The organism is Cupriavidus sp. UYPR2.512 (assembly GCF_000379565.1).
GTDB lineage: Bacteria > Pseudomonadota > Gammaproteobacteria > Burkholderiales > Burkholderiaceae > Cupriavidus.
This window is the reverse complement of the sequence record NZ_KB903053.1, coordinates 1-22944: the sequence shown is the minus strand read 5'-3', so window position 1 is coordinate 22944 and position 22944 is coordinate 1. Positions and strand designations below refer to the sequence as shown.

Below are 22944 nucleotides of genomic sequence, written 5' to 3'. Positions count from 1 at the left end.
ATGTGAGGCGAGATGTGCCAGGCCAGTTCTAAGGAGGTTTCAAATGGATGTAACGATCAATAGCCCGATTCGCACCGAGTGCCGGGGCGACGTTCTGGTGGTAGAAATTGACAACCCGCCGGTAAACGCCGGCTCGTGGGCGGTTCGCAAGGGCCTGGTGGACGCGGTCGCCATACTGGAAGCGCGGTCTGATCTGCTTGCTGGCGTCATTGTCGGCGCGGGATCGACTTTCGTCTCCGGCTCAGATATCCGGGAGTTCAACCAGCCGCTGACCTGGCCATCGATGGCGCAGGTGATCGAGGCCATCCGTGCGTGCAGCAAGCCGGTGGTCGCGGCCATGCATGGCTTCGCCCTCGGCGGCGGATTCGAACTGGCGCTGGGCTGCGATGCGCGCATCGCGGTGCCGGGCACGCAGGTCGGCTTGCCGGAAGTGACGCTCGGCATCCTGCCTGCCGCGGGTGGGACGCAGCGCTTGCCGCGCTGCGTCGGGCTGGCACGGGCCATGCGCATGATTTGTACAGGCGAGCGAATCACCGCTGAACAGGCGGGCGAGGCCGGTCTGATTGACCGGGTGGTGGAAGCGGATCTCCTGCACCATGCCGTCGAGCTGGCGCGTGCGATGCGCGGGAAGACGCGCGATCTGCTGGACCAGCCGGTCCCTGCGGAAGACGACGGTGCGGTAGCTGCGGCGGAGCAGTCGGCCTTGCGGGCGGGAAAGCGGCGCCCCGCAGTCCTGGCGGCGATCGCGTCGATCCGGAACGCCGCCGGGCCGGACAAGCTGGCCGGCATGACAGCCGAACGCGCGTTCTTTGATCAATTGCAGCAGTCTGGCGACGCAGTCGCATTGCGCTACCAGTTCTTTGCGGAGCGGGAGGCTGTCAAGCTGCCGCCCGCAGTAAGTGTCGAGCCGAGGCCGGTACGGACCATGGCCGTCATCGGTGGCGGGACCATGGGCGGCGGCATCGCCATCAGCGCGCTTGACGCCGGACTGGAGGTCTTGCTCCTGGAGCAGGACGCCGAGGCTTTGGCCCGTGGCGCGGAGCGCGTCCGGTCGCATTACCAGGGCCGCGTCGCGGAGGGCAAGGTGCAGGAACGAGATGCCGCCGCGCGGCTCGCGGGGCTGACCGCGACGCTGGACTGGAACGTGCTCGCTCGTGCCGATGTCATTATTGAAGCCGTCTTTGAAGATCTGGCTGTCAAGCAGGACGTGTTCCGCACCATCGATGCGTTCGCCAGGCCTGGCGCCGTGCTGGCGACGAACACGTCCTACCTGGACATCGATGCCATCGGCGCCGCCACACGCCGGCCCCACGACGTACTGGGCCTGCATTTCTTCAGTCCCGCCAATGTGATGAAGCTTCTCGAGGTGGTGCGGGGGGACCGCACCGCGGCGGACGTCCTTGCAACGGGCATGGCATTAGGCAGGCGGCTGCGCAAGACGCCGGTGCTGTGCGGCAACGCCTTCGGCTTCATCGGCAACCGCGTCTTCAATGCCTACCGCAAGCAGTGCGAATACATGCTGGAGGAAGGCGCATGGCCCGAAGAGGTCGATCAGGCGCTGGAGGCATTCGGCTTTGCCATGGGACCGTTCTCCGTGGCGGACCTGGCCGGCCTTGACATCGCCTGGCGGATGCGCAAGGCGCAGGCCGCGCAGCGCGACCCACGCGAAAGGTATGTCGACATCCTCGATCAGCTATGCGAACGGGGACGGCTGGGCCGCAAGACCAGGGCGGGCTATTACCTGCATGAGGCCGGCAAGCCGGCGGGGAAGACCAGTGACGCGGAGGTGCGGGGCATTATCGAGCGGGCGTCTGCGCGGCGGGGGCTGAAGCGCCGCGCGCTGAGCGCAGAGGAGATCCAGCGTCGCGCGCTGCTGGCGATGGTCAATGAGGCCGCGCTATTGATGCGCGAAGGCGTGGCGAGCCGCGCGAGCGATATCGATGTGGTACTCGCGCAGGGTTACGGCTTCCCGCGCTGGGCAGGCGGCCCGGTGTTCTGGGCGCGGCAGCAAGACCGCGCTGCGCTGCAGGCAGATCTGCTGCGGCTGGGAGAGTCTTGCGGATACGGATTTGAACTGGGCGACGTGTCCAGTCTCGAGACCTGAGGGGGCTGCGGGCAGCGCTACGTCGCGAGTGCCGACGGAACGGCGTGGCAATCGCCGGCCTCAGGTGGCCTGGTCGCCGAGAGGCCGCTCGATCACGCTGATCATGCCGGACGCCTTGGTTGCCACTTCCCTGACGGTCGCCTTCAGGAAATCGAGTTCATTCTGGAAACGCTCCGACGGCCCGGCAACATTCAGCGAGGCCACGCAGCGGCCCGCTGCGTCGAATACCGGCGCGGCGACCGAGGCAAGCCCCTTGCTGTAGCTGCCGAAGGAACACGAAAGCCCTTCCGCCTGGATCTTGGCGACCTCTTTGGACAACGAGGCACGCGTGAAGGGGATCTCCATCTTCGCTTTCAGGGCGACAGTTGCCAGATATTGCTTGCGCCATGCCGGTGTCGAAAACGCAACCAGCAGTCTGCCCGCGGAACTGGCGTAGAGTGGCCGCGACGTTCCAACGGGGATCTGATAGCGGATCGGGTGGGGACTCTCGATGATCTCCACATACGTAATGGCCTCCGCTTCCGGCACCATCACGCCGAGCATGACGGTCTCCTCGGTGCGTGCCGCCAGCTCCTCCATGAACGGGCGGATCATGCGCGGGAAATCCCACGCCGACATGACGCCTGCGGACAGGCGGAAAATGGAGGGCCCGAGCCGATAGCTCGATTCGTTGTGCACCAGGTAACCCTCGGCGACCAGCGGACGCAGCAGGTTCAGCAGGCTGCTTTTCGGCGATTCCAGCGCGACATTGAGTTCCGCCAGCGTCATGCCGTTGCGCGCCTTTGACAGGATCTCGAACAGACCCAGCAGACGCGTCAGGGAGCGCGGGCCGGATGGCTCGCTGCTGGCCTCTTCGAGGCCAGCGCGTTTAGAGGAGACTCTTGGCATCTGTGGCGCTTTGTTTTCCGTATTGCTACACGCTCACGGTGCGCGAGCGCCACAATTCTAACCCACGCCGAAACGAGACCTTCTGGCAAGAGGGCCCAGCCATCTCCGACGAAGAGCGGCGTGGGCCACCGGGCGTCAATCGGATTTCCGGCCACGGAAGTTGGGTTTGCGCTTCTCCATGAAGGCGCGCACCCCTTCGTGCGATTCCTCGGTGCCGTAATACAGGCTTAGCGCCTGCATCCCCAGCCCGCCAATGCCACGGATCGAGTCCGAATCGGCATTGAACGAGCGCTTGGCGATGGCGATGGCGGTGGGGCTCAGCGCGAGGATCTCCTGGCACCAGCGTTCCACTTCCGCATCCAGCTGCTCGGCCGGCACCACTGTATTGACCAGGCCCCACTCCAGCGCCTGCTGCGCGCTGTAGCGCCGGCACAGGAACCAGATCTCCCGGGCGCGCTTCTCACCGATCACGCGGGCCAGGAAAGCCGTGCCGAAGCCCGGGTCGACGGAGCCGACCTTCGGGCCGACCTGTCCGAATATGGCGCTGTCAGCGGCGATGGCGAGGTCGCAGCACGTCACCAGCACATTGCCGCCGCCGATGGCGAAACCATTGACGCGCGCGATCACCGGCTTGGGCACCTCGCGGATCAGGCTCTGCAACTCCTCCACCGGCAGGCCGATCAGGCCCCGGCCATCGTAGCCGCCATCGTGCGCCGACTGGTCGCCGCCGGTGCAGAAGGCCTTGCTGCCAGCGCCGGTCAGCACGATCACGCCGATCGATTTGTCCCAGCCGGCGCGGTGCAGGGCATCGATCAGTTCGTCGCAGGTCTTGCCACGGAAGGCGTTGTACTTGTCCTGGCGATCGATGGTGATCGTGGCAACGCCATTTGCCACGTCGTAACGGATATCGGTGTAGTCAGTCATGGTTCCCTCCTCGTTCGGATAATTGAACAACGTGCAAAAAAACGCTGGACGCATGATGCCACAGTTTCGTACTATTCGAACACCGTTCGATTATTTGAACGGGACGCACGTTACGGACAGCCCGGCAGGCGGCGAGTCTGCCCTGCGCAGTGCAGGGCGCGGGCGGTGTGGCTTCATATCCGGAGAATTGACATGGCAGGGCCGCTTTCCCGTCTTCGTGTACTCGACCTGACCAGGGTCCTGGCAGGTCCGTGGTGCACACAAATGCTGGCCGATCTTGGCGCCGACGTGATCAAGGTGGAGCGTCCTCGTGCCGGCGATGACACGCGCCATTGGGGCCCGCCCTGGATCCGCGATGCCGACGGCGAGGAAACCGGCGATTCGGCGTACTTCACTTCCGCCAACCGCAACAAGCGCTCGATCGCCATCGACCTTGCCGCCGCGCAAGGCCAGGCCCTGGTGCGCGAGCTGGTGGGGCAGTCCGACATCCTGGTGGAGAACTACAAGGTGGGCGACCTCGCCCGCTACGGGCTTTCCTACGCCGAGCTAAGCGAGCTCAACCCGCGCCTGATCTATTGCTCGGTGACGGGTTACGGCCAGGACGGCCCCTATGCCGACCGCCCCGGCTACGACTTCATCTTCCAGGGCGAGGGTGGCCTGATGAGCATCACCGGCGACGCCGACGACAAGCCAGGCGGTGGCCCGATGAAGACGTCGATCGCGGTGACCGACGTCCTGACCGGCCTCAACGCCGCCATCGCCATCCTGGCTGCCGTCGAAAGCCGCCATGCCACCGGCCAGGGCCAGCACATCGACATCTCGCTGCTCGACACGGTGGTGAACTTCGGCGCCAACCAGATCGCCAGCTTCTTCGCCACGGGTGAAATTCCGCGCCGCTGGGGCAACGAGCATCCCAACCTGACGCCCTACCAGTCCTTTGCCACCGCGGACGGGCACATCATCGTCGGCTGCGGCAATGACGGGCAGTACCGCCGCCTCTGTGCCGTGATCGGCCGCGATGACCTGGCCGCGGACCCGCGCTTCCTGACCATGGAGGGACGCAATGTGAACCGGCGCGCCCTGCAGCGCGAGCTCGACCCGGCCATGCGTGCACAAACCACGCACTACTGGCTCGAGCATCTGTCCGAATCGGGCGTGCCTTACGGGCCGATCAACAACTACAAGCAGGTTTTCGAGCACCCTCAGGTCGTGCACCGCGAGCTGCGGGTAGACATGCCGCACGCGCGCGGCGGCACCATCGGCATGGTCAGGAATCCGATCCGGCTGTCGGACACGCCGGTCGAGTACCGCCTGGCGCCACCGCTGCGAGGCCAGCATACCGACGAGATCCTGTCGGCAGTGCTCGGCAAGGACGCCACCGCGATCTCGGCGTTGCGTGGTGCCGGCGTGGTCGAAAGCGCCGACCGTGAGGGCGTTGCCCGCAGCCCATGTTGAGTTCCGCCCGCGGCTGCAACCTCGAATCCGTCTCCGTCACATCCACGCCAAGGAATAGCGATGACCTACGCCCTGAATGACGACCATCGTCAGATCCAGGATCTGATCCGCCGCGTTGCGCGCGAGCGCGTAGCGAAGCGCGCCGACGAGATCGACCGCACCGCAGAGTACCCGCACGACATGTTCGCGCTGCTCAAGGAACTCGGCCTGTTCACGCTGCCGTTTCCCGAACAGTACGGTGGTGCAGGCAGCCTGCTGTCCGCGTGCATCGCCATCGAGGAGTTTGCGCGCGTCTGCTACAACACCGCCTATCTGCTGCTGGTGCAGTGGGTGCCGTTCGGCGCCATCCTGTCCGGCGGCACCGATGCCCAGAAGCAGTGGCTGCTGCCTGGCCTCGCCTCAGGCGAGTTGCGCGGCGCATTCTCGACCACGGAGGCACAGAGCGGCTCGGACGTCAGCGGGATCAAGACCCACGCGGTCAAGGTCGACGGCGGCTACCGCCTCAACGGCGCCAAGATCTGGTGCACCAACTCGGACATCGCCGACTTCGTGCTGGTCGCGGCCAAGTACGGCGACGACCCGAAGAGCAACATCAGCCTGTTCATCGTCGAGAAGGGCATGAAGGGCTTCACCGTTGGCCGCAAGGAAGACAAGATCGGCGCCCGGGGCGTTCCGTCGTGTCCGCTGTTCTTCGACGACGTCTTTATCCCGGAGGCCAACCGGCTCGGCGGCGGCTTCAAGGCGGTGATGGAAGCGTTCAACGCCAGCCGCCCGCTGATCGGCGCACGCGGCGTGGGACTGGCTCAAGGTGCCATTGACCATGCGGTCGAGTTTGTGAAGGACCGCGCGGCGTTTGGCCGACAGGTCAGCGACTTCCAGGGCATCCGCTGGATGCTCGCCGACATGCAGATGCAGACCGAGGCCGCGCGCAACCTGGTGTACCGGTCCGCGGCGATGGTGGACGCCGGTGCCAGTGCAGCGGAACTGGCGCCCATGGCGGCCATGGCCAAATGCTTTGCCTCGGACACCGCCATGAAGGTGGCAACTGACGCCGTGCAGTTGTTCGGCGCCGCCGGCGTGTCGGCCGAGTATTCCATCAACCGCTACTTCCGCGATGCCAAGGTGCTCCAGATCATCGAGGGCACCAACCAGATCCAGCGCAACATCATTTCCAACAGCATGCTTGGCCGGCCGGCAAGGTAAGCGGGCTGCCCAGTCACGGTCACTCTCACCCAAGAAGGAAATCGTCATGAGCAATGAAACCCTTGAAACCGTCGGCCTCGGCATGTGCTTCGAGGATCTTCCGGTGGGCCGCAAGTTCAGGACCATCGGCCGCACCATCCAGGACGCCGACATCTGCAACTTCATCAACGTCATCCACATGACCGAAGTGCTGTTCACCGATATGGAGTTCCTGCGCCACGAGTCCGATATCAAGGGCCGCCTTGCGCCGGGCTCGCTGGTCTATTGCTTCGCTGAAGGCTTGCTGGCCCAGGCCACGATGCAGAAGACCGGCTATGCCTTCCTGGGGATGGAGCTGGATATCAAGAATCCCGCGTTCGCCGGCGACACGCTGCATGTGGAATGCGAAGTCATCGAGGCCCGCGTGTCAAAAAGCCGCCCGGGCCGCGGCCTGGTGCGCACGCGCAACCGCGTGCTCAAGCAGGACGGCACCGAGTTGCTGGTGTATACGCCGCTGCGCATGATCAAGTGCCGCGCCGCCCGGTAAGCGATTTGTCTCCCGTGTGAGTGGGCCTCGGCCCCTCTCAATACTTCACTGCATCAAGGAGTCCAGTCATGAAGGGTCTACAAGAAAAGGTTGTCATCGTCACGGGTGGTGCGGGTGGCATCGGGGCGGCGCTGTGCAAGCGCTTTGCCGCGGAGAAGGCCATCGTCGCCGTGTTCGATCTGAACGAGCAAGCTGCCGGGCAAGTGGCGCGGGATATCCGCGAACAAGGGGGGCAGGCGCGCGCCTTTGCCGTCGACATTACCGACAACGCCCGCGTTATCTCGGCCGTGGCGGCCGTGGAGGCGGAACTCGGCCCGGTCGACGTGCTGGTCAACAACGCGGGCTGGGACTTCGCTGCGCGCTTCGTCGATACCACGCCGGAGCTGTGGCAGAAGATCATTGCGATCAACCTGGTGGGCCCCTTGAACTTGCACCATGCCGTGGTCAAGGGTATGTCGGCGCGCGGCAGTGGCCGGATCGTCAATATTGCCTCGGATGCGGGCCGGGTAGGGTCGTCCGGCGAGTCGGTCTATTCCGCCTGCAAGGGCGGTGTCATCGCCTTCTCCAAGACCCTGGCGCGCGAGTTGGCGCGCAAGAAGATCAATGTCAACGTGGTCTGCCCCGGGCCCACGGACACGGCGCTCTTTCGTGACTTCGCAGGCGCCGGCGAGAGCGGCGACAAGCTGCGTGGCGCGCTGGAGAAGGCGATCCCGTTCGGCCGCCTGGGGCAGCCGGATGATGTCGTCGGCGCGGTGTGCTTCCTGGCGTCCGACGATGCCGCGTTCATCACCGGGCAGGTGTTGTCGGTGTCTGGCGGCCTGACGATGGCGGGCTGACGGAGCGCCGTCAATCCCTCCCAACTACACAAAAAAGGGGCGGCTTACGGGCTACCGGCTGCGGCTTACGACTTGCGCCGCACCGGAGGCCATTGGTCACGCTACCAAGGAGACTGCTGTGCAATCGAACGACAAGCGCACGCCGACAGCATTCGGCGGCAAAATTCTTGTGCTGATCGCGAGCGCGCTGGGCCTGGTTGCCTCGCCGCTGGCGCGCGCGGACTACCCGGACCGGCCTATCCGCCTGGTACTGGGCTTCTCCGCGGGCGGCGGCACGGATGTGCTGGCTCGCGTCATCGCCCAGAAGATGGGGGACCACCTGGGCAAGGCAGTGATCGTGGACAACAGGCCTGGCGCCAACGGCAACATCGCTGCCGAACTGGTCGCCAAGGCCCCGGCAGACGGCTACACGCTGCTCTACAACACCTCCTCCGTCATTCTCAGTCCTTCGCTATACGCGAAGCTGGGCTATGACCCCCAGAAGAACCTGATGCCGGTGGGGCTTGCCGCCAACCAGCCCATTGTCTTGGTTTCGAACCCGATCGCGCCGGTGCGCAATGTCAACGATGTGGTGACATCGCTGAAAAGCCGGCCCGGTCAGCTAAATTACGGCTCCGCCGGTAACGGCAACATCACGCACCTGTCGATGCTGATGTTCGAGGACGCCATCGGCGCCCACGGCACGCATGTGCCCTATCGCGGTGAAGCGCCCGCGCTGGCCGACCTGGTGGGCGGCCAGGTGCAGATCTATATGGGCACCTCGGCGGGCGTCATGCCCATGGTCCGCGACAAGCGCCTGCGGCCGCTGGCGGTAGGCAGCCTGAAGCGGCTGCCGTCACTGCCCGACGTGCCGACGCTGGACGAGACCGTGGCAAAAGGCCTCGAGCTCGGTGCCTGGTCCGGCATCATGGCCCCGGCGGGCACCCCGCCCGAGATAGTCCGGAAGCTGAGCGCCGCGTTGCGCGAAGCACTGGGCGAGAAAGATCTGCAAGCCGGCTTCAACGCCCAGAGCGCGGAAGTCAGGTACGCCACGCCTGAACAGTACGGCAGCTTCCTGAAGGCGGAACAGGCGCGCTGGGCAAAGCTCATCAGGCAAGCCAACGTCAAGCTCGAGTGAGCAACCGGTCGACTGAACGACGGCACACGGAGGAATGACTTTTGCGCATGGGCCCGATGCATAACGGAGATTGCGATGAACATGACTGAAATGCAGGCGATCGTCGACCGGTCGCCGCTGAACCGCTGGCTCGGCATGACAGTGCAGGCGGTCGGGGACGACTCGGTCAGCCTGACCGTGAAGTGGCGTGAGGAACTGGTTTCGAGTCCCGAGCGGCAGTCCACGCACGGCGGCATCCTGGCAACGCTGATTGACGGCGCGGGCGACTACGCGGTTGCGGCCAGCCTGGGGCGGGCGGTGCCCACGCTCGACCTGCATGTCGACTATCACCGCGTGGCCGCGCCGGGGGATCTGCGCGTAGACGCCAGCATCGTCCATATCGGCGGCACCGTGGCGACGGCCGCGGCGCGCGTGTACGACATGTCCGGACGCATGGTGGCCAGCGGCCGGGGATTGTATTTCGTCGGGGCGAAGCCTGCGAACTGAAGCCGCCATGCCCGGACGCCCCCGCTGACACTGAACCCTCGTACGGCACAGCCTGAGCGTTATGCCAACGAACCGGAGACCGCAATGGGTCCATTGAAGGGAATCAAGATCGTTGAACTCGCCGGCATCGGCCCCGGCCCGATGGCGGCCATGGCGCTGGCGGATCTCGGCGCGACGGTGCTGCGCATCGAACGGCGCGAGCCAAGCGGCCTCGGCTTGAAACGTCCGCTGCAGTATGACCTGCTGCTGCGCAACCGGCAGGTCATCGCGCTCGACCTGAAACAGGCCGACGCCAGGGAGCTTGTGCTGCGGCTGGTCGAGGAAGCCGATGGCCTGATCGAAGGCTTCCGTCCCGGCGTGGCAGAGCGGATGGGGCTTGGGCCCGAGGTGTGCCTCGCGCGCAATCCACGCCTGGTGTACGGGCGCATGACCGGCTGGGGGCAGGATGGGCCGTTGGCCCAGGCTGCGGGCCATGATCTCAACTATATCGCGTTGACCGGCGTGCTCGACAAGATTGGACGGAAGGGCCAGCCGCCTACGCCGCCATTGAACCTGGTGGGAGACTTTGGCGGCGGCGGCCTCTACCTTGCGCTCGGCATGCTGGCGGGCATTCTCGAAGCGCGGCAATCCGGGCAGGGGCAGGTGGTCGACGCCGCGATCGTGGACGGCACCGCCGCGCTGGCGGCCTCCACCATTGGCATGCATATGGCAGGGTTGCTGGGCGCACGCGGCACCAATGTATTGGACGCGGGCGCCTACTTCTATGACGTCTATCCGTGCGCCGATGGCAAATGGGTGTCTGTGGCCCCCATCGAAGGCAAATTCCACCAAGAGCTGCTGATGCGGCTTGATCTTGATCCCAACACGTTCCCGCCGCAAGACGACCGCGACGGCTGGGAGCGTGCCAGGGCGCTGATCGCCGAACGGTTCCGCACCAGGACGAGAGACCAGTGGTGCGAACTGCTGGAGGGCACCGATGCATGCTTCGCTCCGGTGCTGACGCTCGACGAAGCGCCGCGGCACCCACACCTCAAGGCGCGCGGTACTTTTGTCGAGGTCGACGGGGTCATCCAACCGGCGCCCGCGCCGAAGTTCTCGCGCACCCGCGCTGATCTGCCGAGCCCCCCCGCGGCGCCAAGCGAGGCGGGCGCACTGGCGGCGCTGCAGGCCTGGCTGGGCGGTGCCGAGGCCGGGCAATGGCGCGACGTCATCGGAGCGTGACCATGGCAGCCATTACGTTCTCCAGTGCGGGCGCAACGGGGCACTCCGCGTACCACGCTGCCACCGCGGTACCGCCGTCCTTCAAGGCATTCCGGATCTGTCGCGGCGAGCGCGTCCGGGCCGGCATCGCCAACGTGTCGCTGGACGAGCTCACGCCTGGTGAAGTCGTCTTGCGTTCCGCCTACGCCGGCCTCAACTACAAGGATGCGCTGGCCACCACCGACCATGGCAACGTGATCCGCCATTTTCCCCGTGTCGGCGGCAGCGATGTCACCGGCGTGGTGGTCGACTCCACCGATCCCCGCTTTCGCCCAGGCGATGCCGTCATGGCGTACGCCGGCGGGCTTGGCGTTGACGAAGATGGCGGCTTCTCCGAGTACGTGCGGCTGCGCGCCGCACGCGTGATGCCAGTTCCGGACGGGCTGGATTTGCTGGAGGCCGCCACGCTTGGGGTGGCCGGCTTTACCGCAGCGCTCGCGGTGCACCTGCTGCAGGAGAGCGGCATGAGACCAGAAGCCGGCAGCGTCCTTGTGAATGGCGCCACCGGCGGCGTGGGGAGCATGGCCGTGGATATGCTCAGCAGGCTCGGCTATCGCGTGTCGGCCATGTCCGGCAAGGTGGATCATGACGACATGCTGCGGCGCCTCGGAGCCGCGGAAGTCATCCGCAGCGGCAGCATCGAAGACTGCGCAAAGCCGCTGGAACGCGCCCGCTGGAGCGGAGCGATCGATAGCGTGGGCGGCACGCAGCTCGCCTGGCTCACGCGCACGGTACAGCCACGCGGGGTGATTGCCAGCGTAGGCAACGCGGGTGGAAACGAGCTGGTCACGTCGGTGCTGCCATTCATCCTGCGCGGCATCCGGCTGATTGGCGTCAACGTCAGCTTCTATGGCGACCTGGAAGCCACGCTCTGGCAGCGCCTTGCCACGGACCTGAAGCCTGCGCATCTGGGCGAGAGCGCGGAGATCGTCGCGCTTGACCAGTTGCCAGACCGCATCGGGCGGATGCTGGCAGGACTGGCGACAGGGCGTACGGTCGTTGGCTTCCAGCGGCCTCACGGCATCGCATTCACTGATTAACCTCAATCCGGGAACACCATGTTTGTGAACGTAGAGTACCAAGACGGCTTCGCAGTGTTGACGTTGAACCGGCCGGACGCGCTGAACGCGCTCAGCTTTGCCGTGCTGGCCCAACTGGACAGCGTGCTGGACGATATCGAGCATTCGGACGCACGCGGCCTTATCGTGGTGGGCGCCGGCAACAAGGCGTTCTGCGCCGGCGCCGACATCAGGGAGCTGAACGGGCGCACGCTGGCCGCACAGAAGCAGGACACGCTGCGCGGGCAGGCAACGATCTCCCGACTGGCGCGGCTGAAGATGCCTTCCGTTGCCGTTGTCCAGGGCTATGCCTTCGGCGGCGGCCTGGAGATTGCGCTGGCCTGTACCTTCCGCATTGCCACAGCGACCGCGAAGATGGGGTTGCCGGAGATAAAGCTCGGGTTGATCCCCGGCTATGGCGGTACGCAGCGGCTACCTCGCCTGATTGGCGAGGCAAGGGCGCTCGAGCTGATGCTGTCGGGCGGCGTCCTGGATGCCAGCGAAGCGCTGGCTGCGGGCCTCGTGAGCCGCGTGATCGACCATGGCGACCTCGTTGGCGCCGGACGTGAGTTCCTGCTCCCGCTTACACAGTACAGCCTGACCGCGTCCCGCCTGATTCTGGAGTCCGTTGCACGCGGGACGTCGGCAAGCCTGGAAGACGGGCTGCGCATCGAGGCAGACCTGATCACGCTGGCATTTCAGAGTGCAGATGCCAACGAGGGCATGCAAGCGTTCATCGAGAAGCGCAAGGCCGATTTCAAGGACAGATAGTCCAATCCGCGGGGCTGGGTGCCGCCTCTGCGGCCCTTCCCGGCTCAAATCAGGGAGACAACCTTGAGCATTGATATCCAACGCAGGAAGCTTCTCGGCGCCGCTGCCGCGTATGCGACCGTGCTGGCGGCCGGCAGCCGCGCGCATGCATCAGGCTTTCCGACACGTCCGGTGACACTTGTCGTGCCGTATGCAGCTGGGGGTGCGACAGACGCCCTGCTGCGCGCCATGCAGCCCTCGCTTGGCAAGACCCTGGGACAGGCCGTCATTGAGAACAAGCCGGGTGCATCGGGCCTGCTCGGCGCTAACCAGTTGATGAAGGCGGCACCGGATGGCTATGTCCTGAGCATTATCCCGGAGGCTGCATTTCGCGTCCCCCAGATGCAGAAGACCGCCTTCGACCCGCTCAGGGACTTCACTTACATCATCCACCTGGCTGGCTATGGGTTCGGCATGGCGGTGCGCGCGGATGCGCCATGGAAGACGTGGAATGAACTGGTTGCCGATGCCAGGAAGCATCCCGGGAAGATCAGCTTCGGTTCGGCCGGCCTCAACAGCACCATGCATTTCACCATGGAAGAAATCATGGACAAGGCCGGCATTGAGCTGACTCACATTCCCTACAAGGGTGAGGCCGATCTGGTGAATGCCCTTCTCGGGGGGCATGTGGACATCGGCATCGCCAGCGGCCCGCTGACCCCGCATACCACATCGGGACGTGCGCGCGTGTTGCTGATGTGGACGGCGAACCGCACCAGGCGGTATCCGGACATTCCGACGCTGCGCGAGGTGGGATACGACATGGTTTCCATGGCGCCATTCGGGCTGGTCGGACCCAAAGGCATGAATCCTGCCACGGTGCAGCGACTGCATGATGCTTTCAAAAAGGCTCTGGACGAGCCCGAAGGGCGGGCAGCGCTGGAGCGGCTCGAGCTGGAGAATGCCTACCTGAACAGCACTGCCTACGCGGCATACGCCCAGGAGCAGTTTGAACGTCAACGGAAACTGATCAGGCGCCTGAATCTGCGCGCCGCGAACTGAAGTCGGGATGGAGACCATGAAAACACGTGTCACGGAAAAGCTGGGCATCAAGTACCCCATTCTCCAGGGCGGCATGCAATGGGTAGGCAGGGCGGAGCTGGCATCGGCCGTTTCCAATGCCGGCGGCCTGGGGATCCTGACCGCGCTGACGCAACCGACCCCGGATGATCTCGCGCGGGAGATTGCGCGGACCCGGACCATGACGGACCGGCCATTTGGCGTCAACCTGACCATCCTGCCAACGATCGAGCCTCCGCCCTACGCGGATTACCTCCAGGCGATCCTCGATGCCGGGATCAAGGTTGTCGAGACCGCAGGCAATAGTCCCGCGGCGTTCATCGACCGGATGAAGGCGCACGGCATCACGATCGTCCACAAATGCACCGCCGTGCGCCATGCGCTGTCGGCGCAGCGCAATGGTGTCGACATTGTCAGTATTGACGGCTTCGAATGTGCCGGCCACCCGGGAGAAGACGATATACCCGGCCTGGTCCTGATTCCGCTGGCAGTGCGTGCGCTCGACATTCCGGTGATCGCTTCCGGGGGAATCGCCGACGGGCGAGGCATGGCCGCCGCGCTGGCGCTCGGGGCGGAGGGGGTGAACATGGGGACCCGTTTCCTGGCGACGCACGAGTCGCCAGTGCATATAAATATCAAGCAGGCGCTGGTGAAAGCTACCGAGCGCGACACGCGGCTGATGTTCCGGACCATGCGTAACACCTCACGCGTGCTGCGCAATGCCATATCGGAGGAAGTGGTTGCAATGGAGCGCCAACCCGGCGGGTGTGAGTTCTCCGAAATCCGGCACCTGGTGGCGGGCGCTCGCGGGCGTGCGGCACTGGCCAGCGGCGATGTCGACGCAGGCGCCGTATCGGCGGGATTGGTGGTCGGTCTGATTGACGATATTCCGAGCTGCGCGGATCTGATTCAGGGCATGGTCGAAGAGTGCCGCGCCAACTTGAAGCGGGCGAGTTCCTGTTTCGCCGAGGCATAGGGTGGAAATCATGCAAGCCACAAGCATTCACGAGCTGTTTGATCTGCGCCTGCAATCCGGGCCTGACCGGGTCTTTCTGCATACGCTGGGCGGCGCCCTGACGTTTGCGGACCTGGGCCCCTGGGTCGATCAACTGGAGCTCGAACTGCGGACGCTGGAGGTCCGGCCCGGAGACCGGGTGTTCGCGGTGGCCGAGAATTGTCCGGAGCATGTGGCGCTGATCCTGGCTTGCAGCCGGGTGAATGCATGGGCTTGCAGCATCAATGCGCGGATGGCTGCGGGGGAGGTCGATACTTTCGCCCGCAAGGCAGATGCACGCGTCGCATACTTTACCGTTGGAATATCCAGCGATGCGGCAACGCATGGGCGCAGACACGGCTGTCAGCCGTCGGTTCTGCCAGGGCTGTCGCGAAGCCCTGTGCGCCTGGATGCGCAATCCGAGCCGTCACCACTGGCGGAGCAGGTCGCTGCAATCATCTTCACATCCGGCACGACCGGCGCGCCAAAAGGTGTTCCGGTCACTCACAAGGGCCTTCTTCACTATGCGAAGGCGGCGACGGAGTGTCGCCACATGACGCCGGCGGATCGTTCCCATGCCTATCTTCCGATGACGCATATCTTCGGGCTGGGGGCCATGCTGATGGCGTCGCTCTACGCAGGAAGCAGTCTGGTCATGCGCAGCCGGTTCGATCCGGCGGATGTGTTCGATGCTCTGGCACATCATGGCATTTCCATCCTGCAGGGGCCGCCGGCGATGTTCAGTCGGTTGATGTCGTGGCTCGACGAGCAGGGACTCCGGCATCCCGCCTGCCCAGACCTGCGGTACGTGTACTCCGGTGCCGCGCCGCTGGACTTGACGCTGAAGCGCGTCATCGAGGCTCGGCTTGGCCAGCCCGTCTATCACGGGTATGGCATGTCGGAGTATGCCGGCGGGGCGACCATGGTGCGGTATGGACAGCCTCGCGACGATAGTTCGTCGGGCAATCTGCTTGAGGGCGCGGAATTACGCCTGGTTGGTCCGGATGGAAATGATGCCGGGCAAGGGGAGCAAGGTGAGATCTGGCTGCGGGGCGTGGGCTTGATGCCCGGCTACTTCCGCGATGCGCAGGCGACGGCCGAGGTCATGCGGCCAGGTGGCTGGTATGCCAGCGGTGACATCGGCATGCAGACGCCGGATGGGGCCTTGTTTGTCGTCGGCAGACAAAAGGAAATGATTATCCGTTCCGGATTCAATGTCTATCCGGGGGAAATCGAGACGGTAATGCTGCGGCATCCTTCTGTTCGCAATGCGGCCGTTATCGGGCACAGGCAGCCTGATGGCAATGAAGAAATTCTGGCCTTTGTTGAAACTATGGGGAACCTGCCGCTCGACAATCAATCTCTGGCACTCCATTTGAGAAGCCACCTCGCACCCTACAAGCGTCCGGGACGCATTATGAAAGTGGATGCCTTGCCCATGACATCAAGCGGGAAAGTACTGAAGCGCGCTTTGCTGGAAATGCTGGTCGATACATCGCATGAACGTCCGACGTGACAGGGAATGCGCTCGCTCTGGTGTGCAGATGAGGACAACTGAGCCTGCGCGAATGGCTTCGCCCGGAATCCTGGCGAAGCCACCTTACGCGACTCGGGCCCTTGGCTGTTGATGCGCTTTGCGCCTCGCGTTCGAAGCTACGGCTCTATAAGTGTGCGGCGGTTGCCGGTATCCGGAGCCGCGTGAACGACTTACGCGAGCACGTGGAACGGGCGTTGGAACGCTACCGACCCGGCGTCTTGCCCTGGCGGGGCTTCCGCACAGGGCGGAAGGTCCAGCAGCGCGCGCACGTCCCGTTCGATCGTTGCGAGCGAAGCGGACCGGGACAGGGAGCGGGCAAACCGGCTGTCGAGGCCTGGCGGCAGACGCGACCACATATTGTCCGATACCAGCAGCAGGCGCCTGGGCTTTAGCACCAGGCTGGCCTGGCGCAGCAGGTGCCAGCCGTCGGCAAGATCCGGCGGCATGCCGAACACGAGCAATGCCGGAACCGGCAGGCGCACGTTGCGTGCCGCCAGGGCGTCCGTTTCCATGAGTTCCACCCGGCCAATGCCCGGCATTTCTCCGAGCAGGTGCATGACTCCGTGCCGGTACACCGGCATGTCGTCGATCACCACGGCATGTGCCTCGCGGCTGCGCCCCAGGACTGGCTCCCAGGCGGCCGCTCCACGGTTCGTCCAGCTCATCCTTGTCTCCTCCGGTTTGCCGGCGTTGGCTTCGTGGCCTGCGCCTTGCACCAGAACCAGCAAGGGCAATGCCAGCTCTGGCAAGGCAGCCTCGTGCCATCGCGCGCAAGCGCGGGAGGCAGGCCTGCTGCGGGTTTCCGGGAGGTTGAAGCAGACCTGCCGGCCTGTGCGGACGGCTGGCAGCCGCGGGGAGGTGTTACGTGTAACGTAACGTGTTCCGCGACCGACCCAGGCCGGAGGCTGGAGACTGCCGAAACCTTGTGCCGCGCAGAGCAAGACGCCAATGTGCGAAAGCTGGTGCTCAATTGCGATCGGTTTCAATTCGCCTTAACCTGTCACGGAGCCCCAACCTGGAACCGCGCGATGCAAGCACATCCCTTACGCCTCTCTCCCGGCGACGATCTGCGTGTCGCACTCGAAGACGTGCTGAGTCAGCTCAAGCTGCATGCGGCCTTCGTCATCCAGGGCATCGGGAGCCTTAGCGTTGCCCAATTGCGATTTGCCGGGGCCGAAGACCCTACCGAACTGCGTGACAATCTGGAAATCCTGACCCTGGCCGGATCCCTGTCATCGGATGGAGCGCACCTGCACATGTCGATTGCGGACTCGCGTGGTCGAGTGTTCGGTGGTCATGTGGCACGCGGTTGCACGGTCCGTACAACCGCGGAGATATTGCTGGCGCTGCTTCCCGAACATCGTTTCACCCGGGAGTACGACCTGAGCTCAGGGTTCATGGAACTGGTGGTACGGAATGAACCGCCCCTGGTGTAGCCTCGAAACAACACCCGTGCAGCGTGGATGGGTGAGGTCTTTCGGACCCATTTCGGCCATTGGGTGCAAGTGTCCGGGCGATCGCCTTACGCATGAAGCCTATGCCCTGGCACACTTGATGACCGTATCGAGCGTGCGAGTGGTGATGTCCTTCCCGAACGAGCGTTCGAGCAGGCTCATGAACACCGGGCCTTTCTTCGGGGCGGGCACGTAGGCGCTGAAGACTTCCGTGGCATTGGCCTTGACAATGCTTGCGCCGTCGCGCTCTATGGGCAGCTTCACGTCTGGCGACACTGGGCGGCGGAGAAAGGTGACAACCCGCTTGGCCGAAGGCGCAAGGCTGAACTCGGCGAAGGGGTCCGAGTCGATGAGGTTCTGGAGATAGCGGGCCGGCCGGACGAAGGTGTCGAAGCTGTGGCCCAGTTCAGACTGCATCGCCTTCTCGGCGCGTCGCTCCAGGCTGGCCAGTGACGACGATGGCGCGTTGAACACGACATTGCCGCTGGAGAGCAAGGTTTTCACTTCGGAGAAGCCCGCGGCCTCGAAGCAGCGCTTGAGTTCGGGCATTCGGGCGTTCATCGGGCTGACGCCGCGAAGAAAGGCTACGTATCGGGACATGGCTATCTCGTAATCGCTGGCGAGCCGCTACACAGCTTGCGGTCAACGGTACATGCAGGGATACGGTAATGGCTGTCAATAATACCAATTATTATGCAAATCCCGATGTCCATATAAACCTCAAGTAGAGGAATAAGGAAAGTGACAAAAAGCAAGATTTTCCCCGCAGAAGGTGGTTGTGCTTGCCAAGCCGTCCGATATCGCATTGAAACAGCGCCTCTGTTTGTGCACTGCTGCCACTGCCGCTGGTGCCAGAGAGAGACCGGGGCATCATTTGCCCTCAATGCAATGATTGAAGCCGACCGGGTCTCGCTCTTGTCTGGAGAGCCGGAGGTTGTCGACACCCCATCGGCAAGTGGCCAGGGGCAAGAGATTGCCAGATGTCCCAAGTGCCATGTGGCTGTGTGGAGCAGCTATGCAGGTTCGGGGCCGATACTGCGCTTTATGCGTGTTGGTACTCTAGACAATCCAGACTTGCTCCCCCCAGATATTCATATCTACACATCATCGAAGCAACCTTGGGTCATCATCCCAGATACCGTGCCATCTGTTGCGGAGTACTACGATCGTGAGCGGTACTGGTCAGCGGAGAGTCTGGAGCGGCGTCTGGCGATACTCCCAAAGATTGAGGCTTATCAAGCCGAGCGTCATCGGGCGTGAGCTTGCTTCACCAAGGGTTCGATCCGCCTATATTGGTGGCATCACGAGCGACGATCAGATGGTGGAAGGACGCAGCCAGTCGACGGTACAGTCGGCATGGGCTTAATGCATTGTCATCGGGTCTTCGCGCAGGCGTCCCAGTGCTTCGATGCCATTGATGTCCGGCAGATGGATATCCATCACGATCGCATCGGGCAGGGGAGTGCGCGCGAGCTCGACTCCGAGAGTCCCGGTGGCCGCGGACAACAAATGCACGTCTGCCCGGCGGGCGAGGAGTTGCTCCATGAGCTTAAGGTTGGCAGGGTTGTCTTCCACATACAGCAAGGTGTGCATCGTGGACGGGGCTTCGATTGGCGACCGGACAGGTGCGGCGGCCTCCGCGCTCTCGCCAGCCATGATGGCCTGTCAGGCGGTAGCGATAGCCGTGGGCTGGGTCTCCCGTACCGCGGCCAGCGTCTGGCGGATACCCTCGACATACGGTGTCTTGCGAATCGGCCCGATCAGCCGCTGCAGCGCCGAGTCGTCCATGACCAGCGGGTCTGTCATCAGGTAATGCATCTCGACCAGCTCGCGCATGAACGGGTTGAACAGGCCCAGCAGGCGCAGCATCGTCTTGCCGGCGACGCGCAGCTTCAGCGTGCGCCCGGTCTGCCGTTCCATTTCCGCGACCAGCGCACGCTGCGTCGTGACACCGGCTCCAGCCAGGTGCCAGATCTTGCCGAAGGCCGCCGGCGTGTCGATCAGCCGTGCCACCACGGGCCCCACGTCGGGCACGTAGACGAATTCGTGCGGCGGGTCGAGGGGCCCGATCATGTCAGCCGTGCCGCCATTCACCGCCGCCTGCGCCGCGCGGTGCAGCAGGCTGGCTTGCACGCCCGGGCCATAGAAGTCAGGCAGCCGCAGCACCGTGGCGCGGATCCGCCCGCTGGCATCGGCCTGCATCAGCAGATCCTCCTGGGCCTTGCGCATGCGGCCCTTGAACGTGTGCGGCTCGCGCGGATGGTTTTCGCGGACCGGGTTGCCGGTCTGTACCCGGCCGTAGGGATAGACGGTGCCGATCAGGATGAAGTGCTTGACGCCAGCGGCCACGGCGCCATCCAGGGTCTTGCGCATCAGTTCGGGGTGCAGCTGGAACTGCCAGTAGTCGACGCCGACCATATAGATCAGCGTCTCGATGCCGCTGGCGGCGGCTTGCACCGACTCGGGTGAATCGGGATTCCAGGTGACGACTTCGGCGAGCGGGTCCGTTCCGAAGGCTGTGCGCAGGCTGCCCGCGCTGCGGCCGACCACGCGATAGGGCCGGCCCTTGCCGCGCAGCGCGGCGGCCACGCTTTGCCCGATCGCGCCGGCCGCGCCGAAGAGAGCGACTTTGGACATGGCTAATCTCCTTTTGAGTTGGCACCAGTGCTGAAAACAGCTTCAGTCTGCAAGCTCTGTGGCTAAAAGGAAATTGCCTATAATCGGCTGGTTCCTATAAATAAATGCATAGCCATGCCCAAGCGCGAACCAGACTGGGAGTGGTACCGGGCCTTCCTCCATGTGCTGGAGACCGGCTCGCTGTCGGCAGCCGGGCGGGCAATGGGCCTGACGCAGCCGACCGTCGGCCGGCACATCGACAGTCTCGAAGCTGCCCTTGGGCTGAAGCTGTTCACCCGCTCATTCGACGGATTCGCGCCGACCGACGCGGCGCATGAGCTGAAGCCCTATGCCGCCGGCATTGCCGCGACGGCTGCGGCGATGCGGCGGGTCGCCAGCGGCCACGGCGCGGGTGTGCGTGGCACGGTGCGCTTGTCGGCAAGCGAAGTCATCGGCGTTGAAGTGTTGCCGCCGATACTGGCGGCGCTGCACAACGAGCATCCGGAACTGGAAATCGAACTGGTGCTGTCGAACCAGGCAGACGACCTGTTGCGCCGCGAGGCGGATATTGCGGTCCGGATGTTCCGGCCGGAGCAGGCAGCGCTGGTGGCCACGCGCGTCGGCGGGATCGAACTGGGCCTGCATGCCCACGTAAGTTATCTGGCATCCCGTGGCGTGCCAAAGTCGCTGGTGGATCTGTCCCGTTTTGCGGTGATCGGCTTCGATCAGGAGAACGCCTTTATCCGCCGCTTGCAGGCCAGGTTCAAGGCCTTCTCGCGCGACGCCCTGGCTTTCCGTGCCAATAGCGACTTGGCCCAGCTGGGCGCGATACGCGCGGGATTTGGCATCGGCGTGTGCCAGGCGGCGCTGGCGGCGCGGGACCCGCGGCTGGTCAGGGTCCTGCCCAGCCAGTTCTCGGTGATCATGGATACCTGGGTCGTGATGCACGAGGACCTGCGCGAGAGCGCGCGCTGCGCGGTGACGTTTGCCGCGCTGGCTGCGGGGCTGCGCGCCTACGCCGAAGGGGCGTAGGCGTATCGGCAGGATCAGCCCGCAGCGTTCTCCTGCGCCGCGTCATATTGCCCCAGGCAGGCCATGCCATTCAGCCGTGAGCGCTGCAGCAGCGCCCGTTGCGCTTGCGCCGCATTGGCGGACTCGCCGCGCCAGGCCAGCAGGGGCGGCTCCTGCAAGGCGCGCCCGTAGGAGAAGGACAATCGCCAGGGCAGCGGGGCAAGCCGGTTCATGGCGTCCAGATTGACCGTGGCCTCGGTGGGCGTCTGGCCGCCGGACAGGAAGAAGATGCCCGGCACCGCCGCGGGCACCGTGCGCTTGAGCACCTGCACAGTCTGCATGGCGACCTCGGCCGGCGCCGCGTGCCCGGCGTCCTTGCCGGGCAGCACCATGCTGGGCTTCAGCAGCATGTGTTCCAGCACCACCGCATGCCGGTGCAAGGCATGAAAGACTGCATGCAGCACGGCCTCGGTGACCTCGGCGCAACGCGCCATGGAGTGCGCGCCATCCATCAGCACCTCGGGCTCGACGATGGGTACCACGCCCGCTTCCTGGCAGATCGCGGCATAGCGCGCCAGCGCTTCCGCATTGGCCTGGACGGCAGCCCAGCCCGGCAGTTTGTCCGACACGTTGTAGACCGCACGCCACTTGGCAAAGCGCGCGCCCTGCTGGCGATAGCCGGCAAGCCGCTTGGCCAGCCCGTCGAGACCCTCGGTGATCTCGTCCCCGGATGCCAGGGCGAGCGCAATCTTGCCCTTGTCCACCTTGATGCCGGGCACGATGCCCTGGCGCGCGGCCAGTTCCGGCAGCGGCGTGCCATCGTCGGCGCGCTGGCCCAGCGTTTCCTCGTACAGGATCACGCCGCTGATGAACTCGCCAAGACCCGGTGCCGACAAGAGCAGGCTGCGCCACGCGCGGCGGTTTTCCTCGCTCGACTCCACCCCGATGCGTTCGAACCGCTTGGCGATGGTGGGCCCGCTCTCGTCAGCTGCCAGCAACCCTTTGCCCGCTTGTGCCAGGGCGTCCACGGTGGCTTGCAGTTCGCTTTTTCTGTCCATGATCCGGCTCCGTGCAGGTGACATAGGAACAAGCATTGGCGCGAAAATGCCGTCGCGCAAGCAAGGCAGGGCGCGTAGTGCCTGCTTAAGGTGGCCGCCCGAACGCTTCGCGCAGCTTGCCCTTGGCCTTTTCCAGCGTGGCGCGACGCGCCTTGGGCAGATGACGGCCAGCGCGATTGATGTAGAAGTTGAGCATCGACATCGCCGACTGGAACGCCGTGCCCTTGCGGCGCCGGCTGTTCACGGCGGAACGCTTGAGCGACGCGGCAATCTCCTCGGGATTGTCCGAGGTGAAGACATGTGCTTCGAGGTCCAGCGCATCGCTGTGCCCGGTCACCTGCTGCGACCAGCGCCGCGTCTTGCCGCGCCCCTTTGCCGGCCTGCGGGTGGGTTTCGTGGCGGCCATTTCCGGTCCTCCCACTACGTTATCGGGATCCGTCTAGGGAAAGGCTGATTTAATCGACGAGAGTGTCGACGTTGAGCAGCTGTGAAGCGTTGATAGACTAAGGACGACCAGCGAGCTACGCCGATGCAACAAATCAGTTTTGCTAGTGCCGAGTATCTGGGAAAGAAGCGCGTTACGCGGC

At 64.6% G+C, this 22944-nt stretch carries 24 protein-coding genes; 16 read left to right on the top strand and 8 right to left on the bottom strand.

Annotation, left to right across the window (positions count from 1 at the left end):
• Nucleotides 1–43 precede the first annotated feature (43 nt).
• Nucleotides 44–2104, top strand: coding sequence for a 3-hydroxyacyl-CoA dehydrogenase NAD-binding domain-containing protein (locus tag A3A5_RS0119360; RefSeq protein ID WP_018312186.1), 2061 nt, complete (start codon nt 44–46; stop codon nt 2102–2104).
• 60 nt (nt 2105–2164) lie between these two features.
• On the opposite strand, the gene A3A5_RS38975 is transcribed toward A3A5_RS0119360, so the two are convergent.
• Nucleotides 2165–2992, bottom strand: coding sequence for an IclR family transcriptional regulator (locus A3A5_RS38975; RefSeq protein ID WP_035813071.1), 828 nt, complete (start codon nt 2990–2992; stop codon nt 2165–2167).
• A gap of 135 nt (nt 2993–3127) precedes the next feature.
• Nucleotides 3128–3916 carry an enoyl-CoA hydratase-related protein gene (locus A3A5_RS0119350; RefSeq protein ID WP_018312184.1) on the bottom strand — a complete coding sequence of 263 codons (789 nt, stop codon included), beginning with the start codon at nt 3914–3916 and terminating at the stop codon, nt 3128–3130.
• A gap of 192 nt (nt 3917–4108) precedes the next feature.
• Between A3A5_RS0119350 and A3A5_RS38970 the strand changes: the two genes are divergently transcribed.
• From A3A5_RS38970 to A3A5_RS0119290, 12 genes are all read left to right on the top strand, one after another.
• A complete protein-coding gene (locus tag A3A5_RS38970) occupies nt 4109–5371 on the top strand; it encodes a CaiB/BaiF CoA-transferase family protein (RefSeq protein ID WP_035813069.1) in 1263 nt (420 codons plus the stop codon).
• A gap of 60 nt (nt 5372–5431) precedes the next feature.
• Complete coding sequence (locus A3A5_RS0119340; RefSeq protein ID WP_018312182.1) at nt 5432–6574, top strand: acyl-CoA dehydrogenase family protein; 1143 nt, start codon at nt 5432–5434, stop codon at nt 6572–6574.
• A gap of 46 nt (nt 6575–6620) precedes the next feature.
• Nucleotides 6621–7100: a MaoC family dehydratase N-terminal domain-containing protein gene (locus tag A3A5_RS0119335; RefSeq protein ID WP_018312181.1), complete on the top strand. Its 480-nt coding sequence runs from the start codon at nt 6621–6623 to the stop codon at nt 7098–7100.
• Nucleotides 7101–7168: 68 nt separating this feature from the next.
• Entirely contained in the window at nt 7169–7936 is a 768-nt protein-coding gene (locus tag A3A5_RS0119330; protein ID WP_018312180.1) for a glucose 1-dehydrogenase, read from the top strand.
• A 118-nt stretch (nt 7937–8054) separates the two neighbouring features.
• Nucleotides 8055–9053, top strand: coding sequence for a tripartite tricarboxylate transporter substrate binding protein (locus tag A3A5_RS0119325; protein ID WP_018312179.1), 999 nt, complete (start codon nt 8055–8057; stop codon nt 9051–9053).
• Between the two features lie 75 nt (nt 9054–9128).
• Nucleotides 9129–9539 carry a PaaI family thioesterase gene (locus tag A3A5_RS0119320; RefSeq protein WP_018312178.1) on the top strand — a complete coding sequence of 137 codons (411 nt, stop codon included), beginning with the start codon at nt 9129–9131 and terminating at the stop codon, nt 9537–9539.
• 84 nt (nt 9540–9623) lie between these two features.
• Nucleotides 9624–10760, top strand: a complete 1137-nt coding sequence (locus A3A5_RS0119315; protein WP_018312177.1) for a CaiB/BaiF CoA-transferase family protein — start codon at nt 9624–9626, stop codon at nt 10758–10760.
• A 2-nt stretch (nt 10761–10762) separates the two neighbouring features.
• Nucleotides 10763–11839, top strand: a complete 1077-nt coding sequence (locus tag A3A5_RS0119310) for an acryloyl-CoA reductase (protein ID WP_018312176.1) — start codon at nt 10763–10765, stop codon at nt 11837–11839.
• Between the two features lie 18 nt (nt 11840–11857).
• Complete coding sequence (locus tag A3A5_RS0119305; protein ID WP_018312175.1) at nt 11858–12628, top strand: enoyl-CoA hydratase/isomerase family protein; 771 nt, start codon at nt 11858–11860, stop codon at nt 12626–12628.
• Between the two features lie 63 nt (nt 12629–12691).
• Entirely contained in the window at nt 12692–13669 is a 978-nt protein-coding gene (locus A3A5_RS0119300) for a tripartite tricarboxylate transporter substrate binding protein (RefSeq protein WP_018312174.1), read from the top strand.
• A gap of 16 nt (nt 13670–13685) precedes the next feature.
• On the top strand, nt 13686–14663 hold the full coding sequence (locus A3A5_RS0119295) for a nitronate monooxygenase family protein (protein ID WP_035813077.1): 978 nt from the start codon (nt 13686–13688) through the stop codon (nt 14661–14663).
• 10 nt (nt 14664–14673) lie between these two features.
• Nucleotides 14674–16197, top strand: coding sequence for a class I adenylate-forming enzyme family protein (locus tag A3A5_RS0119290; RefSeq protein WP_018312172.1), 1524 nt, complete (start codon nt 14674–14676; stop codon nt 16195–16197).
• Between the two features lie 191 nt (nt 16198–16388).
• Here A3A5_RS0119290 and A3A5_RS0119285 read toward each other — a convergent pair whose 3' ends face one another.
• The gene (locus tag A3A5_RS0119285) at nt 16389–16967 is read right to left on the bottom strand and encodes a DNA-binding response regulator (RefSeq protein ID WP_232431393.1); all 579 of its coding nucleotides are present in this window, start codon (nt 16965–16967) and stop codon (nt 16389–16391) included.
• A 279-nt stretch (nt 16968–17246) separates the two neighbouring features.
• Between A3A5_RS0119285 and A3A5_RS0119280 the strand changes: the two genes are divergently transcribed.
• Nucleotides 17247–17654, top strand: a complete 408-nt coding sequence (locus tag A3A5_RS0119280; protein ID WP_018312170.1) for a PPC domain-containing DNA-binding protein — start codon at nt 17247–17249, stop codon at nt 17652–17654.
• A 99-nt stretch (nt 17655–17753) separates the two neighbouring features.
• On the opposite strand, the gene A3A5_RS0119275 is transcribed toward A3A5_RS0119280, so the two are convergent.
• Nucleotides 17754–18272 (bottom strand): DUF1697 domain-containing protein, encoded by a 519-nt coding sequence (locus A3A5_RS0119275; RefSeq protein ID WP_081623951.1) that lies wholly within the window; start codon nt 18270–18272, stop codon nt 17754–17756.
• A gap of 141 nt (nt 18273–18413) precedes the next feature.
• Between A3A5_RS0119275 and A3A5_RS41895 the strand changes: the two genes are divergently transcribed.
• The gene (locus tag A3A5_RS41895) at nt 18414–18932 is read left to right on the top strand and encodes a GFA family protein (RefSeq protein WP_081623950.1); all 519 of its coding nucleotides are present in this window, start codon (nt 18414–18416) and stop codon (nt 18930–18932) included.
• Nucleotides 18933–19034: 102 nt separating this feature from the next.
• Here A3A5_RS41895 and A3A5_RS0119270 read toward each other — a convergent pair whose 3' ends face one another.
• Both A3A5_RS0119270 and A3A5_RS0119265 read right to left on the bottom strand, forming a co-directional pair.
• Nucleotides 19035–19328, bottom strand: a complete 294-nt coding sequence (locus tag A3A5_RS0119270; RefSeq protein ID WP_018312168.1) for a response regulator — start codon at nt 19326–19328, stop codon at nt 19035–19037.
• A 9-nt stretch (nt 19329–19337) separates the two neighbouring features.
• Nucleotides 19338–20309: an NAD-dependent epimerase/dehydratase family protein gene (locus A3A5_RS0119265; protein ID WP_018312167.1), complete on the bottom strand. Its 972-nt coding sequence runs from the start codon at nt 20307–20309 to the stop codon at nt 19338–19340.
• 114 nt (nt 20310–20423) lie between these two features.
• Here A3A5_RS0119265 and A3A5_RS0119260 point away from each other — a divergent pair, with 114 nt between their 5' ends.
• Entirely contained in the window at nt 20424–21320 is an 897-nt protein-coding gene (locus A3A5_RS0119260; RefSeq protein ID WP_018312166.1) for a LysR family transcriptional regulator, read from the top strand.
• 14 nt (nt 21321–21334) lie between these two features.
• Here the strand turns inward: A3A5_RS0119260 and A3A5_RS0119255 are convergent, their stop codons facing one another.
• Both A3A5_RS0119255 and A3A5_RS0119250 read right to left on the bottom strand, forming a co-directional pair.
• Nucleotides 21335–22357, bottom strand: coding sequence for a class I fructose-bisphosphate aldolase (locus tag A3A5_RS0119255; protein WP_018312165.1), 1023 nt, complete (start codon nt 22355–22357; stop codon nt 21335–21337).
• Nucleotides 22358–22442: 85 nt separating this feature from the next.
• Nucleotides 22443–22763, bottom strand: coding sequence for a DUF3175 domain-containing protein (locus A3A5_RS0119250; RefSeq protein ID WP_018312164.1), 321 nt, complete (start codon nt 22761–22763; stop codon nt 22443–22445).
• Nucleotides 22764–22944 lie beyond the last annotated feature (181 nt).

Coding starts and splice junctions, on each gene's coding strand:
- A3A5_RS0119360 (WP_018312186.1), top strand. CDS start 44: ATGGATGTAACGATCAATAGCCCGATTCGCACCGAGTGCCGGGGCGAC.
- A3A5_RS0119265 (WP_018312167.1), bottom strand. CDS start 20,309: ATGTCCAAAGTCGCTCTCTTCGGCGCGGCCGGCGCGATCGGGCAAAGC.
- A3A5_RS0119270 (WP_018312168.1), bottom strand. CDS start 19,328: ATGGCTGGCGAGAGCGCGGAGGCCGCCGCACCTGTCCGGTCGCCAATC.
- A3A5_RS0119340 (WP_018312182.1), top strand. CDS start 5,432: ATGACCTACGCCCTGAATGACGACCATCGTCAGATCCAGGATCTGATC.
- A3A5_RS0119260 (WP_018312166.1), top strand. CDS start 20,424: ATGCCCAAGCGCGAACCAGACTGGGAGTGGTACCGGGCCTTCCTCCAT.
- A3A5_RS0119295 (WP_035813077.1), top strand. CDS start 13,686: ATGAAAACACGTGTCACGGAAAAGCTGGGCATCAAGTACCCCATTCTC.
- A3A5_RS0119280 (WP_018312170.1), top strand. CDS start 17,247: ATGCAAGCACATCCCTTACGCCTCTCTCCCGGCGACGATCTGCGTGTC.
- A3A5_RS0119315 (WP_018312177.1), top strand. CDS start 9,624: ATGGGTCCATTGAAGGGAATCAAGATCGTTGAACTCGCCGGCATCGGC.
- A3A5_RS0119255 (WP_018312165.1), bottom strand. CDS start 22,357: ATGGACAGAAAAAGCGAACTGCAAGCCACCGTGGACGCCCTGGCACAA.
- A3A5_RS0119335 (WP_018312181.1), top strand. CDS start 6,621: ATGAGCAATGAAACCCTTGAAACCGTCGGCCTCGGCATGTGCTTCGAG.
- A3A5_RS0119320 (WP_018312178.1), top strand. CDS start 9,129: ATGAACATGACTGAAATGCAGGCGATCGTCGACCGGTCGCCGCTGAAC.
- A3A5_RS0119250 (WP_018312164.1), bottom strand. CDS start 22,763: ATGGCCGCCACGAAACCCACCCGCAGGCCGGCAAAGGGGCGCGGCAAG.
- A3A5_RS38975 (WP_035813071.1), bottom strand. CDS start 2,992: ATGCCAAGAGTCTCCTCTAAACGCGCTGGCCTCGAAGAGGCCAGCAGC.
- A3A5_RS0119310 (WP_018312176.1), top strand. CDS start 10,763: ATGGCAGCCATTACGTTCTCCAGTGCGGGCGCAACGGGGCACTCCGCG.
- A3A5_RS0119330 (WP_018312180.1), top strand. CDS start 7,169: ATGAAGGGTCTACAAGAAAAGGTTGTCATCGTCACGGGTGGTGCGGGT.
- A3A5_RS0119290 (WP_018312172.1), top strand. CDS start 14,674: ATGCAAGCCACAAGCATTCACGAGCTGTTTGATCTGCGCCTGCAATCC.
- A3A5_RS38970 (WP_035813069.1), top strand. CDS start 4,109: ATGGCAGGGCCGCTTTCCCGTCTTCGTGTACTCGACCTGACCAGGGTC.
- A3A5_RS0119350 (WP_018312184.1), bottom strand. CDS start 3,916: ATGACTGACTACACCGATATCCGTTACGACGTGGCAAATGGCGTTGCC.
- A3A5_RS0119275 (WP_081623951.1), bottom strand. CDS start 18,272: ATGTCCCGATACGTAGCCTTTCTTCGCGGCGTCAGCCCGATGAACGCC.
- A3A5_RS0119305 (WP_018312175.1), top strand. CDS start 11,858: ATGTTTGTGAACGTAGAGTACCAAGACGGCTTCGCAGTGTTGACGTTG.